This is a genomic window from Microbispora sp. NPDC004025, assembly GCF_053604425.1.
The window spans coordinates 64,746-79,033 of the sequence record NZ_JBSGHN010000023.1 but is presented as its reverse complement, the minus strand read 5'-3'; the positions used below and the strand labels follow the sequence as shown (position 1 = coordinate 79,033).

Below are 14,288 nucleotides of genomic sequence, written 5' to 3'. Positions count from 1 at the left end.
GGCCTGTTCGCTCCAAGCATGAATCCTTTTGACCATGCCGAGCACGGACGTTTGCCCAGCACGCAGACGGTCGCCGCTCATCCGGGGCGGGCGTCCGGCGTGCGCATGGCGCGTCCCCCCCTCACTGCCGCAGCGGTCGGACCGCGAGGCCCGCGGCCGCCACGGGAGGGTCAGCCGATGCCGGCGGGATGCAGGACGACCTTGGTCCAGCCGGGATCCCTCCGGTCGAAGTGCTCGTAGCCGCCGGGCGCGTCGTCCAGATCCAGCTCGTGTGACACGACCCACGACGGCCGGGCCTTCCCCTCGTGGATGAGGGTGCAGAGCTGCCGGTTGTAGTTCTTGACGTTGCATTGACCGTTGCCCATGGTCTGGCCCTTGAACCAGAACATTCCGTAGTCGAAGGCGATCTCGCCCTGCTTGTAGAGGTCGTCGGGGCTGCCGGGATCCGTGGGGATGAACACGCCCACGACCCCGATCGTCCCGGCGAACCTCACCGACTTGACGAGGTTGTTCAGCGTCATGTTGGGATGCTCGTGGCCCTGGGGGTCGTGCGCCTGGTAGCCCACGCACTCGCAGCCACGGTCGGCGCCCCTGCCGTGCGTGAGCTCCATGACCTGGTCGACCGGCGACGTCGTGGAGTCGTCGATCGGGATCGCCCCGATCTCCTCGGCCTTGGCCAGCCGGTCCGGGTGGCGGTCCACGACCATCACCATGCCCGCGCTCTTGAACGTCGCGGAGTAGGCGGCCATCAGGCCGACCGGCCCCGCCCCGTAGATCACGACCGAGTCGCCGGCCTGCACACAGGCGAGCTGGGTCGCGTGCCAGCCGGTGGGCCAGATGTCGGCCAGCATGACGTAGTCGGTCTGCCTCTCCCGCGCGTCGTCCGGCAGGACCAGGCAGTTGAAGTCGCCGAACGGCACGCGCAGCAGTTCGGCCTGGCCGCCGTTGTACGGGCCCATGTCCGCGAAACCGTAAGCGGCCCCGTCCACCCCCGGCTCCGGGTTGGTGGTGAGGCAGTAGGCGGTCAGGCCTCTCTCGCAGTTGGCGCAGAAGCCGCACGCGACGTTGAACGGCACGCAGACCATGTCGCCGACGCGGACGCGTACCACTCCCGGCCCCACCTCGACCACCTCGCCGAGGTTCTCGTGGCCGAGGACACGACCCGGCTCCAGGTCGGTCCGGCCTTCGTACATGTGCAGGTCCGACCCGCAGATGTTGGTCGTGGTGACACGGACCAGGACGTCGGTGGGCATCTCTATCCGCGCGTCCGGCACGTTCTCGACGCCGACCTGCCGAGGTCCTTCGTATACGACTGCCTTCATGATGTCCTCGCTTCTAGAGCAGCAGCTCGAAAACGCGGATCACGCGTTCCCACTGCTCGGTTCTCGGATTCTTCAGGCTCGAGGCCCGCCCGCCGTCCTGAAGAACCGCTCGAACCTCGGCACCGCCATGACTTCTGCCATCGCCGGTCCCCTTCCTCCCCGCGTGGGCGGCTCAGCCCCTCAGCTGAAGGTGTTCGTGCACGAGGCGCACGGCCATCGCGCCCTCGCCGACGGCCGGCGGAGCTCGTCCACGGGCACGGCGAGCACCTCTCGGTGAGCTCATACGGCCAGCGCATCGCCGACCCACTTCCGCAACACGGGCGCGGGCGCCGCACCGGCCCGCTGGGCCACGACCCGCCCCAGCCGCAGGACGACGAGCGTCGGAACGGCTCGCACGTCGAAGCGCCGCGACGTCTCGGGCGCCTCGTCGATGTTCACCTTCACCAGCTTGATCCGCCCGGCCAGCTCGGTGGCGACCTGCTGGAGCGCCGGGCTCACCATGCGGCAGGGCCCACACCAGGACGCCCAGAAGTCGACGACGACCGGTATCCGCGCCGCCTCGGCGACCTCGGCGAAGTCCTCGTCCCCCGCGTCCACCACCCAGGGCAGCGACTCGCGGCACTCGCCACAGCGCGGCGCTCCCGCCCCCGTCTTGGGCACGCGGTTGTCGCGGCCGCAGTGCGGGCACCGGACGACGCTCGACTCCACGACCTTCGGCGGCATCGATCAGCCCTCCGGGTTGTCGTACGTGACCACGATCTCGCCGCCGGACAGTTCCACCCGGATGGTCGCGCCGTCGCGGACGTCGCCGGCGACCAGCGCCCGCGCGACCCGGGTCTCCACCTCGCGGGCGATGTAACGCCGCAGCGGGCGGGCTCCGTAGATCGGGTCGAACCCGCGCTCGGCGATGTGGCGGACCGCCTCCGGGCTGATCTCGAGCGTCATCCTGCGCTCGGCGAGCCGCGCTCTGATGTCGTTGAACATCAGCGTGACGATCTGCTCGATCTCGGCCTCGGTGAGCGGCTTGAACAGCACGATGTCGTCGATGCGGTTGAGGAACTCGGGGCGGAAGCGGGCGCGCAGCTCCGCCATGACCATCTCGCGCACCTCCGGGTCGACCTCGCCCGACGGCGCCGCCTTCTCGCTGAGGTAGTGCGAGCCGATGTTGGACGTCATGATGATCACGGTGTTGCGGAAGTCGACCGTGCGCCCCTGGGCGTCGGTGAGCCGCCCGTCGTCCAGCACCTGCAGCAGGGTGTTGAACACGTCCGTGTGTGCCTTCTCGATCTCGTCGAAGAGCACCACGGAGTAGGGCTTGCGCCGCACGGCCTCGGTGAGCTGGCCGCCCTCCTCGTAGCCGACGTACCCGGGCGGGGCGCCGACGAGGCGGCTGACGGTGTGGCGCTCCTGGTATTCGCTCATGTCGACGCGGACGATGTTCTCCTCGGTGTCGAACAATGCCTCGGCCAGCGTCTTGGCCAGCTCGGTCTTGCCGACTCCGGTCGGCCCGAGGAAGATGAACGACCCGATCGGGCGGCGGGGGTCCTTGATCCCCGAGCGCGCCCGGATGATGGCGTCGGCGACCGCCCGCACGGCCTCGTCCTGGCCGATCACCCGCTGGTGCAGGATCTCGTCGAGCCGTAGCAGCTTCTCCCGCTCGCCCTCCTGCAGGCGGCTGATCGGGATGCCGGTCCACCGCGACACGATGCCGGCGATCTCCTCCTCGGTCACCACCTCGCGCAGCAGCCGGCGCCCGCCCTGCTTGCTCTCCAGCTGTTCCTCCGCGGCGCGCAGCCTGCGCTCCAGCTCCGGAAGCCTCCCGTGCCGGAGCTCGGCCGCGCGGTTCAGGTCGTACATGCGCTCGGCCTGCTCGGCCTCCCGGCGTACGCTCTCGATCTCCTCGCGCAGCTGCTGCACCTTGCGCAGGGCGTGCCGCTCGGCCTCCCACTGGGCCCGCATGGCGTCGGCCTCGGCCCGCAGGTCGGCCAGCTCCTTGCGTAGCGTCTCCAGGCGCTCCCGGCTCGCCGGGTCGTCCTCCTTGGCGAGCGCCGCCTCCTCGATCTCCAGCCGCGTCACCCGGCGGGTCAGCTCGTCCAGCTCCGCGGGCATCGAGTCGATCTCCGTACGGAGCATGGCGCACGCCTCGTCGACCAGGTCGATCGCCTTGTCGGGGAGGAAGCGGTCGGAGATGTAGCGGTGGCTCAGCACGACCGCGGCGACGATCGCGCCGTCCTGGATCTTCACGCCGTGGAAGACCTCGAGCCGCTCGCGCAGCCCGCGCAGGATGGAGATGGAGTCCTCGACCGACGGCTCGTCGACGAAGACGGGCTGGAAGCGGCGCTCCAGCGCGGCGTCCTTCTCGATGTGCTTGCGATACTCCGTCACGGTCGTCGCGCCGATCATGTGCAGCTCGCCGCGGGCCAGCATCGGCTTGAGCATGTTGCCGGCGTCCATCGCCCCCTCGGCGGCGCCCGCGCCGACCACCGTGTGCACCTCGTCGACGAACAGCAGGATGCGTCCCTCGGACGCCGTCACCTCGGTGAGCACGGCCTTCAGGCGCTCCTCGAACTCGCCGCGGTACTTCGCCCCGGCGACGAGCGCGCCCATGTCCAGGCTGAAGATCGTCTTGTCCTTCAGGCCCTCCGGTACGTCGCCGCGCGCGATGCGCTGCGCGAGGCCCTCCACGATCGCCGTCTTGCCCACGCCCGGGTCGCCGATCAGGACCGGGTTGTTCTTGCTCTTGCGGGACAGGATCTGGACGACCCGGCGGATCTCGCCGTCCCGCCCGATGACCGGGTCGAGCTTGTCCGCCCGCGCCGCGGCGACGAGGTCGCGCCCATACTTCTCCAGCGCCTCGTAGGCGACCTCCGGATTGGCGGAGGTCACCCGCTGATTCCCGCGTGCCTGCGTCAGGACCTGCAGGAAGCGCTCACGGGTCAGCCCGTGTCCCTTGAGCAGCCGGCCCGCCGCGCTGTCGACGCCCTCGTCCAGCAGCGCCATCAGCAGGTGCTCGACCGACACGTACTCGTCCTTCAGCCGGCCGGCCTCCCGCTCGGCGGCATCGAACAGCCGCGACAGCCGTTGGGTGACGTAGACCTGGCCGGGGGCGGCGCCGGGACCGGTGACGCGGGGCCGCCGCTCCAGCTCGTGCTCCAGTTCGAGCCGGAGCTTGTCCGGGTCGGCGCCGGCGGCGGACAGCAGGCGCGGGACGAGCCCGTCGGGCTGCCGGACCAGCGCCAGCAGCAGGTGCTCCCCGTCGACCTCGGTGTGTCCGAAGCGGATCGCCGCGGTCTGGGCGTCGTGCAGGGCCTCCTGCGACTTCTGCGTCAGGCGGTTCAGGTCCACGATCTGTCTCCGGTCCATCTCGTATGGGTGCGCAGAGCCGCTTCCAACTCCGCGATGCGGTCCAGGAGGTCCGTCACGAGGCCGAGGGAGGCGTAGTTGACGGCGAGCCCCGCGTGCAGGCGCTGAAGGCGCCCCACGGCGGCGACCTGGGCGGGCGGGAAGCACAGGCCGCCCGAGAAGCCGGTCCAGGCCTCGATCAGCCCGAGCGCCACCAGGCGACGCACCAGTTCCGGGTGCAGTCCCGTGGCCCGGGAGAAGGACTCCAGGTCCAGGTGCCCGACGTCCACCTTGGCGAGCCGGACGAGCGGATAGGTCATGACGGGCTCCTCGGGTTGAACGCCGAGATCCTGGCCAGTTGCTCGTACAGACGGCGCTCCTCGTCGCCGAGCGTGGGCGGCACCATGATCCGGACCTCGGCCAGCAGGTCTCCGGGCCGGCCGCGCGGGTTCGGCATGCCCTGTCCGCGCAGGCGCAGGCGGCGCCCGGACGAGGTGCCCGGCGGCACCTTGACCTTCGCCTCCCCGCCGGGCGTGTCGACCGCTACGGTCGCCCCCAGCGCGGCCTCCGACGGCGTCAGCGGAAGGCGGACGTGGATGTCGCGCCCCTCGAGTCGGTAGCGGGGGTGGTCGGCGATCCGCGCGATCAGGTAGAGGTCGCCCGCCCTGGCGCCGTCGCTGCCCGCGCCGCCCTGGCCCGCGAGCCGGATCCGCTGGCCGTCGGTCACGCCAGGGGGAATGTTCACCTGGAGGGTCCGCCCGCCTCCCGGGCCGGGGATCGTGATGGTCCGCCGGCCGCCGCGGTAGGCCTCCTCCACCGTGAGCGGCAGCTCGGCCTCCTGGTCGGCGCCGGGCACCGGGCCCCAGCCGCGGCCGGTCGCGCCGCGCCTGCGCCTGCCGAAGACGCCACCGAGCAGGTCTTCGAGGTCGATGCCCTCGAAGCCCTCGCCGGTGGTGAAGTGGATCTCCTCCCCGCCGGGTCCGCGCGCCCAGGCGGGCCCCGGCCCCGCCCAGCCCGGCCCCGCGCCGGCTCCCGCTCCGGCGCGGGCGCGCGCGTACGCCGCCGGGTCCACGCCCTCGGGTACGCGGCGGAAGTCCGGCCCGAACGCGTCGTACCGCCGCCGCGTCCCGGGGTCCGACAGCACCTCGTACGCCTCCGAGACCTCCTTGAAGCGGTCCTCGGCGTCCGGGGCCTTGTTGACGTCGGGATGGTAGGTGCGGGCCAGCTTCCGGTAGGCCCGCTGGATCTCGTCCTGGTCCGCCGTTCTCGGCACGCCCAGGATCTCGTAGAAGTCGCGCTCCGCCATCACTCGTCGGCTTTCGTGGAGACGACGACGGAGGCCGGGCGCAGTTGCAGCGCGCCGTCGCCGTAGCCGGGCCGTACGACCTCGACGACGGTGCCGGGGTCGGCGTCCGGGACGGCGACCGTGCTGACCGCCTCGTGCCTGGCGGGGTCGAATCGCGTCCCGACGTCGTCCCTGCGCGGGAAGCCGAGACGCGCGAGCACGCCGACCGCCTGGTCGCGGACGGCCCGGACCCCCTCGATCACCGCGTCGGCGTCGGCGCCCGCGTGCTTCAGCGCGAGTTCGAGGTTGTCGATCACCGGCAGCCACTCGGCCGCGACACGCGTACGCTCCTCGATCCGCTGCCGGTCCATGTCGCGCGCGACACGCTTACGGAGGTTGTCGAGGTCGGCGACGGCCCGCAGCCACCGGTCCTCCAGCTCGGCGAGCTTCTCAGCAACGGGTTCCTCGACGGCCTGCCGGGGCTCCGGAGGTGGTGTCTCATTCCGCTCGGTCATGTCATGTCACGGGCTATTCGGAGCTGGTGAACTCGGCGTCGATGACGTCCTCGTCCGAGGAGCCGGCGGCGGCCTGGCCGGGCCCGGCCTGAGCCGGCCCCTGGGGCTGGGCCTGGCTCTGGGCCTGGGCGGCGGACGCCGTCATGCCGAGGCCGTGGTAGACCTGCTGCAGCTCCGCGGTCAGGCTGCGCAGCCGATCGACGGGCACCTCCTCCTTGATCGCCTGACGCGCCTCCATGATCAGCTGCTCGGCCCGCGCCTTCTCGTGCACCGGGACGGCCTCGCCCAGCTCCGACAGCCGGCGTTCCACCTGGTGGGCGACCGAGTCCAGCTCGTTGCGCGCGTCGATCGTGGCGCGGAGCCGCGCGTCCTCGTTGCGGTGCCGCTCCGCGTCGGCGATCATCCGGTCGATCTCGCTCTTGTCCAGGTTGGAGCTCTCGCTGATCGTGATGCGCTGCTCGGCGCCGGTGTCCTTGTCCTTGGCGGAGACGTTCAGGATGCCGTTGGCGTCGATGTCGGTGGTGACCTCGATCTGCGGCACCCCGCGCGGCGCGGGCCGGATGTTCTCCAGCCGGAACCGGCCGAGCACCCGGTTGTCGGCGGCCCGCTCGCGCTCGCCCTGCAGGATGACGACGTCCACGGCCGACTGGTTGTCGTCCGCCGTGCTGAACGTCTCCGTGCGGCGGGCCGGGATCGTGGTGTTCCTGTCGATGATTTTCGTCATCACGCCGCCGAGCGTCTCGACGCCGAGCGACAGCGGCGTGACGTCCAGCAGCACGACGTCCTTCAGCTCGCCCTTGATGATGGCCGCCTGGACGGCCGCGCCGACGGCCACGACCTCGTCCGGATTGACCGTCATGTTCGGTTCCTTGCCCGTCAGCCGCCGCACGAGTTGCTGCACGGCCGGCATGCGGGTGGAGCCGCCGACGAGGATCACCTCGTCGAGGTCGTTCGTCGTCAGCTTCGCGTCGGCCATGGCCTGCTCCACCGGACCCCGGCAGCGTTCGAGCAGGTCGTGGGTGATCTGCTCGAAGGTCGAGCGCATGAGCGTCGTGTTCAGGTGTTTGGGGCCGGTCGCGTCGGCCGTGATGAACGGCAGGCTGACCTGTGTCTGGGTGACCGCGGACAGCTCCACCTTGGCCTTCTCCGCGGCCTCGAACAGCCGCTGGAGGGCCTGCGGATCGCGCCGCAGGTCGATGCCCTGCTGCTTGTGGAACTCGTCGGCCAGATGGTCGACGATGCGCCGGTCGAAGTCGTCGCCGCCCAGGTGAGTGTCGCCCGAGGTGGCGCGGACCTCGATGACGCCCTCGCCGATGTCGAGGACGCTGACGTCGAACGTGCCCCCGCCCAGGTCGAACACGAGGACGGTCTCGTTGCCCTTCTTGTCCAGGCCGTATGCCAGGGCCGCCGCGGTCGGCTCGTTGATGATCCGCAGGACCTCCAGACCGGCGATCTTGCCGGCGTCCTTGGTGGCCTGCCGTTGCGCGTCGTTGAAGTACGCGGGCACCGTGACGACGGCCTCGTTGACCTTCTCCCCCAGGAACTTCCCGGCGTCCGAGGCCAGTTTGCGCAGCACGAAGGCGGAGATCTCCTCCGGTGCGTACAGCTTGTCGCGCACCTTGAACCGCACGGCGCCGTCCGGGCCCGGCACGACGTCGAACGAGACCGCCTTGATCTCGCTCTGCACCTCGTCGAACTTGCGCCCGATGAAGCGCTTGGCCGAATAGATCGTGCCCTTCGGGTTGAGGATCGCCTGGCGTCTGGCCATCTGGCCCACCAGCACCTCGCCCTGGTCTGTAAAGGCCACCACCGAGGGAGTCGTGCGCGACCCCTCGGCGTTCGGGACGACCGTCGGATGCGCGTCCTCGGTGGTCGCGATGACCGAGTTCGTCGTGCCGAGGTCGATGCCCACCGCCTTGGCCATGTCCTCATCCCCCTCCTTGCGCTCACCTGAGCGCAGCGGCCTCACGAGCGTGCGTGAGCACGCGCCGGGCCTCGTCGGCGAACTCCGGGTCGACGAGGATGTCGTAGTGGTCGGCGACGACCGCAGGCATCGAGGCGAACGCCCGGTGCCGCACCACGTGACTGATCGCACCCCAGACGACGCCGAAGATCAGCCCGAGCACGATCGAGGAGCCGATGGCCCATCCGGCCCACGGGCTGAAGATCGCGAACATCAAGCCGATGAGAAGACCGATCCAGCCACCGGTACCCGCGCCGGTGACAAGCGCCCTGCCGAGGCCCCATCGCCCGAGCACCTTCTCCTCCCACCGCAGATCGCAGCCCACGATGGTGACGTGTGCGATCGGGAAGTCGTGGCGCGCCAAGACGTCCACCGCGTGCTGGGCCGCGTCGTAGCCGCTGTAGGTGGCCAGCACCACCTTGTGGGGCCCTGCCGTTCTCGGGACGCTCACGGGACCAACCCCCTCGGCTATTCCAGCTCGTGAAGGCGACTCGCTCCGCCGCCGATGCGCATCGGCGGGAGCGGGAGAACCGGAATCCACGCCACCTTCGACGTTGGCGGCATCAGGGGCTCTACCAGCGAGAACAATCCCTATGACGCGTGTCCCCCCGTCGGCTTGTGGAACACCCGACGGGATTTTCGTCTCCCATGCCAGGATCCCGCCTGCCGTTCCCTCACACCACCCTCCCTGCCCCTCATCTGCCTCCCATGAGCAGTAGCAAGTCGCCCAGGGGGAGCACCAGATCCGAAGGAGCACGTGGAGCGGCGAGCCCGCTCCTCGCCCGCGCACGGACGAGGAAGCAGGGCCCGGTACGCGTCCGGCAACTGGACGGTGACGTCGAAGAACTCCTTGTCCGTAATGGCCTCGCGCAACGTGGCGAACACGGCGGCGGCCGAACGCATCCGCCGACGATGGGGCGGCGCCACCGTCCAGCACAGACGCCGGCTCCCAGTTCTCGGAAATCCCGTACGAGGCGTGCTGGGCGACCACAGTCGCAGGGGAAGCGGCCAGGCGCTGCCGGCTCGCCCTGCGCTCGTGGTCATGGCCCGGCAGCACGCCGACGCGGCGACCGCCACACCTTTCCGAACCCAATGAGCGTACTGTTTTCGCTGGTCAGAAGGTTATGGGTTCGTACTGACGGGCAAAATTCACATATGCCGAGCTTGTGTGGACAACGGCACCGGGCGGTGTGGGGCAGCGGCACTGGTTCATGGAGCCGGCTACGGAAGACGCTGGGGGTGCCGACTGTTCTGCTCGTCGGCGTGATCATCGTCTACCGGCTGCTGCGTCGGGTCGGCGGGATCTCCGACGACCTCGCCCGGATCAACATCAAAGATGAGTACGACCAGATCACCCAGCGTCGGGATCCGACGCAGATGACCCAGCTGGTCGGCAACATCAACGTGAGTTTGGACATGCTGGACCGCGAGCGGCAGTTCGCCTCCACCGTCGCCCACGAGATCCGCTCCCCGCTGGCCGGCATACGCATCAGTGTGGAAGAGGCGATCGCCGACCCTGATCACGCCGATTACCCCGGCGCGTTCAGGGATGTGCTGCGGGAGGTGGATCGACTGGAGGCGCTCGCGACCGACCTCCTGCTGATCGCCCGGGGTCGTATCGCCCAGAGAAAGGAGAGGATCGATCTGTGCGAGCTGGTCAGGCAGGAAGTCGCTGCCCGAGCCGACCCGATACCCGTCGAGGTGAGTTCCACTTCCAGTGGTCAGGTCGAAGCCATGCATACACAGATGTGCGAAATCCTGACCAACTTGCTCGATAACGCCCAGCGCCACGCCAGGCACAGCGTGCGAGTCGACGTCGGATGCGGCGACCGCTTCGCACGGCTGGCGGTGTCCGATGACGGTCCCGGCGTTCCGCCGCAGGAGCGGGAGCGTGTCTTCGATCGGCTGTACCAGCTCACGAGCGAGTCTCTGCGCGGCGACACCGGCGCGGGCCTCGGACTGAGCATCGTCCGGGAGATCGTCAAGACTCACAACGGATCCGTGTGGGTCGAACCATCTCCCAGTGGCGGGGCCTGCTTCGTCGTTCAGCTGCCCCTCGCCCCCTCCCCGGCGTCGACGGCCTGACCCACCCGGTCCCGCCCCACACCCGGCTCGACCTACGCGGCACCGCCGGAGGACGTCACGGCGTACGACCCTGGAGCACGTGGAGCGGCGAGCCCGCCCGTCGCCCGCTCACGGCGGGAGGGACAGCGCACCGAGTTCCGGTACGGCTCGTTCACCCGGTCGTTCACCCGGTCGTGCGCGCTGCCGGGCCCCGCGCGGGTCTGCGCGGGGCCCGTGCTCGTCAGGCGGGGGTGCACGTCACCTGGGACGGAACCGAGTTGGTGCCGTTCCAGGAGCCGTTGAAGCCGAACGAGGCGGACGCGCCGGCGCCGAGCGTGCCGTTCCAGGACAGGTTCGTGGCCTTCACCGTCGATCCGTTCACCGTGTATGAGGCGTTCCAGAGCTGGGTGATCGTCTGGCCGTTGGGGAAGGTCCAGTCGATCGTCCATCCACTGGTGGTGCCGGTCCCGGTGTTCTTCACGGTGACGGTCGCCCCGAAGCCGCCGGGCCACTGGCTGGTGACGGCGTACGTCGCGGTGCAGGCCTTACCGGTGCTCGCCGAAGGCGAAGGCGACGGCGACGGGGAAGGAGAGGGGGACGGGCTCGCCGAAGGCGACGGCGACGGGGACGGCGAAGGAGAGGGAGACGGAGACGGGCTGGGGCTGGGGCTGGGCGAAGCCGAGGGCGACGGTGACGGTGACGGTGACGGGCTCACGGAGGTGCCGACCTTCTCCGCGGTCCAGGCGCTCACCCAGGCGAGCACCGCGTTCCAGTTGATGGCGACCTCGTTGACCGACCAGGCGTTGATGTCGTCCAGGTAGCACTTCTGCGGCCTGCACCCGCTGAGCCTCTCCTGGGCGACCGGGTCCTGCAGCCCGCTGTTGGGGCCGCCGGCGAGCGCGCCGGGCGGCGCGATGGGCAGCGACGAGTCGAGCTGGTGGGCCCAGAAGCGGTGGTGGACGTTGCGCGAGGGCTGGTCACCGTACCCGGTCACGTACGACTGGCCCAGTGGGTTGCGGCCGAACTCGTAGGCCATCGTCTCGAACACCCCGGTGCGGAAGCGTTCCTGCCCGCTGAAATCGTAGGCGAGTGCGAGCAGCACGGCGTTGTTGAGGATCAGGTTGTTCGAGCCCCAGATGTAGCCTCCGCCGGGCGGCGCGAACGGCACCGGGTAGCCCTGGCCGCGCATCGCGGTGAGCAACGTGTCGCCGTTGCTCACGAAACGGTTGCGCAGCTGCGTCCCGATCGTGGAGGTCAGGCCGTTCGGCACGAGCGCGAGCGTGATGTCGCCGAGTGAGCCGACCTCCGACCACTGCGCGCCCTCGTTGGTGAAGCTCCTGCCGTAGTAGAGGGACGAGCCGGTGAGGTCGTCGCGGTAGGTCTGCTTGCCCGTGGTGACGTACAGCTCGGCGGCCGCCCAGTAGAACTCGTCGGTCACCTTGGTGTCGACGTAGGAGCCGCCGCCCTGGTCGTCGCTGCTCGGGGCGATGATGGACGGGTTGGCCTTGGCGGCCGCGTACGCCCTCTCCGCGGCGGTGAGGCAGCGGCTGGAGAAGGCCGAGTCGATGGAGGCCCACACGCGGGCGCACTGCGCGGCCGACGCGGCGAGGTTCAGCGTGGCGGCGGTGGTGGGCGCCGACAACAGCCGGGGCTGGGGGTCCTGGTCGGGCCGCATCGGCAGGCCGGTCCACGCCTGGTCGTGGATCTTGGCGTGTGCCATGCCCGCCAGCGGCCTCCCGCTCGGGACCTGCATCTTCAGCATGAAGTCGATTTCCCAGCGGGCCTCGTCGAGGATGTCGGGCACGCCGTTGCCCCGCTCCGGAACGGCCATGGTGCCGTCGCCGAAGGCCGCGGGGTCGGCGCCGGAGACATGAGTGGCCCGCTCGTAGACGTTGACGAGCTGCCAGGCCGACATGCCGCCGTTGACCACGTACTTGCCGTGGTCGCCTGCGTCGTACCAGCCGCCGCGGACGTCCAGCGTGTATCCGCAGCTCGTGCGGCAGGGCACGCTGTTGTCGCCCTGGTTGGGCGAGACGTTCACGTGCCCGGCGGGCCGGGCGTACTGGTTGCCCACGTACTGGGCCTGGATCGCGATTCCGCTGCGCTGATGGTGGAAGAACGCGAGTGCGTCGTACGGCAGCTTCTTCCAGGCGTCCGCCCCGATGTCGAAGGGCCGGCTGGATTCGTTGCCCACGGTGAGCACGAAGTTCGTACCCGTCCCGGTGTACGACGAGAAGTCGATTTTGTGGACGGTGTCGCCCGATGGCGCGTCCTGCCCGAAGACAGTCGTGGTCCCGGTCGCCACCACCTGGTCGGAGCCGTCGAGCAGGTTCCACGTCAGCGGCGAGGCGGAGGAGGTGACGACGGTCGCCTGCTTGGGCAGGCCCGGCGCGTAGGCGACCTGGTTGACCTTGATGTTCTGCCCGAGCGGCGGCCGCGCGACGGCGTGCACGGGGCTCGTCGCGGTCACGACGGCGAACGACGCCGCACCGACGGCGAGCGCCAGGGACAGCGCCGCTCTGGGGCGACGCGTCCAGCCTGGCTTTTTCATGATTAACACCTCCGGCCTTTATGTTTCGTGATCGCATCATGGGCGCGAGATCGGCTGGAGGACATTCATCAGGCGGACCTGTTTCGTTTCCGCAGGTCCTGGGATCGAGTTGACGAATGATTCTGAATATTTCACGAATGCTGTCGTGAAATCCCTAAACTTCCGTGTGTGACCGGCACAAGCCTTCCCGCTGAGCTAGGACCGCGGCGCCGCCAGGAGATCACGGTCGCGCAGATCGCCAGACTGGCCGGGGTGTCCCCGCCGACCGTGTCCAAGGTGATCAACGGGCGCCCCGGCGTGTCAGCCGCCACTCGGCGCCGGATCGAGGAGCTGATCCGTGAGCACGGCTGGCAGCGCCGGCCGGAGAGGACCGAGTCCGCGGCCATCATCGAGGTCCTCTTCCAGGCCCTCGACAGTCTGTGGGCGCTGGAGCTCATCCGCGGCGTCAACGAGGTCGCCCAAGCCCACGGCCTGACCGTGGCTGTCACCGACATGCACGGACACAACTCGCCGCACCGCGAGTGGATCGAGGAGGTCCTGGCCCGGCGCCCCGCCGGTGTGATCGCCGTCTCCGCCGAGCTGAGCGACCACGAGCACGCGCAGCTCGCCAGCAGGTCCATCCCGCTCGTCGCGCTCGACCCGTACGGCGAGCCGAGCCATCGCGTCCCCTCGGTCGGCGCGACGAACTGGAACGGGGGACTGTCGGCCACCCGCCACCTGCTGGAGCTCGGGCACCGCAGGATCGCCATGATCAACGGCCCGGCGACCCTGATGTGCTGCCGTGCCCGGCTCGACGGCTACCGCGCGGCCATGGAGACCGCGGGCGTGCCCGTCGACCCCCGGTTCCTGCGGACCGGTCCGCTCTACGTGGAGACCGGCCGTACCGAGGCGCAGGCGCTGCTCGCCCTCCCCGACCGGCCCACCGCCGTCTTCGCCGGCAACGATCTGCAGGCACTCGGGATCTACCAGGCAGCCCTGCGGGCCGGGCTGCGCGTGCCCGACGACCTCAGCGTCGTCGGCTTCGACGACCTGCCGCTCGCCCAGTGGACGGACCCGCCGATGACCACCGTGCGTCAGCCGCTGGCCAAGATGGGCGCCGCCGCCGCGGAACTGGTCATGGCGGTCGGCGCGGGCGACACGTCCGAACATCACCGCATCGAGCTCGCCACCCACCTGGTCGTACGCGGCAGCACCGCCGCACCGACCTGACCGGCGGCAGGCGGAAGCGCAGGAGAACGGCCCGCGA

11 protein-coding genes are annotated in these 14,288 nt (G+C 70.1%); 2 read left to right on the top strand and 9 right to left on the bottom strand.

The genetic code is table 11. The features are described 5' to 3' along the window. Window positions 1-170 precede the first annotated feature (170 nt). From ACWEQG_RS36830 to ACWEQG_RS36795, 8 genes are all read right to left on the bottom strand, one after another. Complete coding sequence (locus ACWEQG_RS36830; protein ID WP_452292016.1) at window positions 171-1,322, bottom strand: glutathione-independent formaldehyde dehydrogenase; 1,152 nt, start codon at window positions 1,320-1,322, stop codon at window positions 171-173. 279 nt (window positions 1,323-1,601) lie between these two features. Then, window positions 1,602-2,045 (bottom strand): thioredoxin, encoded by a 444-nt coding sequence (gene trxA, locus ACWEQG_RS36825; protein ID WP_452292015.1) that lies wholly within the window; start codon window positions 2,043-2,045, stop codon window positions 1,602-1,604. A gap of 3 nt (window positions 2,046-2,048) precedes the next feature. After that, window positions 2,049-4,685: an ATP-dependent chaperone ClpB gene (gene clpB / locus ACWEQG_RS36820; protein WP_452292013.1), complete on the bottom strand. Its 2,637-nt coding sequence runs from the start codon at window positions 4,683-4,685 to the stop codon at window positions 2,049-2,051. After that, entirely contained in the window at window positions 4,658-4,984 is a 327-nt protein-coding gene (locus tag ACWEQG_RS36815; RefSeq protein WP_452292011.1) for a chaperone modulator CbpM, read from the bottom strand. The genes clpB and ACWEQG_RS36815 overlap by 28 nt, the downstream gene beginning before the upstream one ends. Then, window positions 4,981-5,970 (bottom strand): DnaJ C-terminal domain-containing protein, encoded by a 990-nt coding sequence (locus tag ACWEQG_RS36810; RefSeq protein WP_452292009.1) that lies wholly within the window; start codon window positions 5,968-5,970, stop codon window positions 4,981-4,983. The genes ACWEQG_RS36815 and ACWEQG_RS36810 overlap by 4 nt, the downstream gene beginning before the upstream one ends. Next, window positions 5,970-6,464: a nucleotide exchange factor GrpE gene (locus tag ACWEQG_RS36805; protein ID WP_346230458.1), complete on the bottom strand. Its 495-nt coding sequence runs from the start codon at window positions 6,462-6,464 to the stop codon at window positions 5,970-5,972. The genes ACWEQG_RS36810 and ACWEQG_RS36805 overlap by 1 nt, the downstream gene beginning before the upstream one ends. A gap of 13 nt (window positions 6,465-6,477) precedes the next feature. Next, the gene (gene dnaK, locus ACWEQG_RS36800) at window positions 6,478-8,388 is read right to left on the bottom strand and encodes a molecular chaperone DnaK (RefSeq protein ID WP_452292007.1); all 1,911 of its coding nucleotides are present in this window, start codon (window positions 8,386-8,388) and stop codon (window positions 6,478-6,480) included. Between the two features lie 22 nt (window positions 8,389-8,410). After that, complete coding sequence (locus ACWEQG_RS36795; protein WP_452292005.1) at window positions 8,411-8,878, bottom strand: general stress protein; 468 nt, start codon at window positions 8,876-8,878, stop codon at window positions 8,411-8,413. A gap of 812 nt (window positions 8,879-9,690) precedes the next feature. Between ACWEQG_RS36795 and ACWEQG_RS36790 the strand changes: the two genes are divergently transcribed. After that, the gene (locus tag ACWEQG_RS36790) at window positions 9,691-10,512 is read left to right on the top strand and encodes a sensor histidine kinase (RefSeq protein ID WP_452292003.1); all 822 of its coding nucleotides are present in this window, start codon (window positions 9,691-9,693) and stop codon (window positions 10,510-10,512) included. A 220-nt stretch (window positions 10,513-10,732) separates the two neighbouring features. Here ACWEQG_RS36790 and ACWEQG_RS36785 read toward each other — a convergent pair whose 3' ends face one another. Continuing rightward, window positions 10,733-13,042, bottom strand: coding sequence for a glycoside hydrolase family 9 protein (locus ACWEQG_RS36785; RefSeq protein ID WP_452292001.1), 2,310 nt, complete (start codon window positions 13,040-13,042; stop codon window positions 10,733-10,735). Between the two features lie 168 nt (window positions 13,043-13,210). On the opposite strand from ACWEQG_RS36785, the gene ACWEQG_RS36780 reads away from it, so the two are divergent. After that, window positions 13,211-14,251, top strand: a complete 1,041-nt coding sequence (locus ACWEQG_RS36780) for a LacI family DNA-binding transcriptional regulator (protein WP_452291999.1) — start codon at window positions 13,211-13,213, stop codon at window positions 14,249-14,251. The last annotated feature ends 37 nt before the right edge of the window (window positions 14,252-14,288 follow it).

Coding starts and splice junctions, on each gene's coding strand:
- ACWEQG_RS36830 (WP_452292016.1), bottom strand. CDS start 1,322: ATGAAGGCAGTCGTATACGAAGGACCTCGGCAGGTCGGCGTCGAGAAC.
- trxA (WP_452292015.1), bottom strand. CDS start 2,045: ATGCCGCCGAAGGTCGTGGAGTCGAGCGTCGTCCGGTGCCCGCACTGC.
- clpB (WP_452292013.1), bottom strand. CDS start 4,685: ATGGACCGGAGACAGATCGTGGACCTGAACCGCCTGACGCAGAAGTCG.
- ACWEQG_RS36815 (WP_452292011.1), bottom strand. CDS start 4,984: ATGACCTATCCGCTCGTCCGGCTCGCCAAGGTGGACGTCGGGCACCTG.
- ACWEQG_RS36810 (WP_452292009.1), bottom strand. CDS start 5,970: ATGGCGGAGCGCGACTTCTACGAGATCCTGGGCGTGCCGAGAACGGCG.
- ACWEQG_RS36805 (WP_346230458.1), bottom strand. CDS start 6,464: ATGACCGAGCGGAATGAGACACCACCTCCGGAGCCCCGGCAGGCCGTC.
- dnaK (WP_452292007.1), bottom strand. CDS start 8,388: ATGGCCAAGGCGGTGGGCATCGACCTCGGCACGACGAACTCGGTCATC.
- ACWEQG_RS36785 (WP_452292001.1), bottom strand. CDS start 13,042: ATGAAAAAGCCAGGCTGGACGCGTCGCCCCAGAGCGGCGCTGTCCCTG.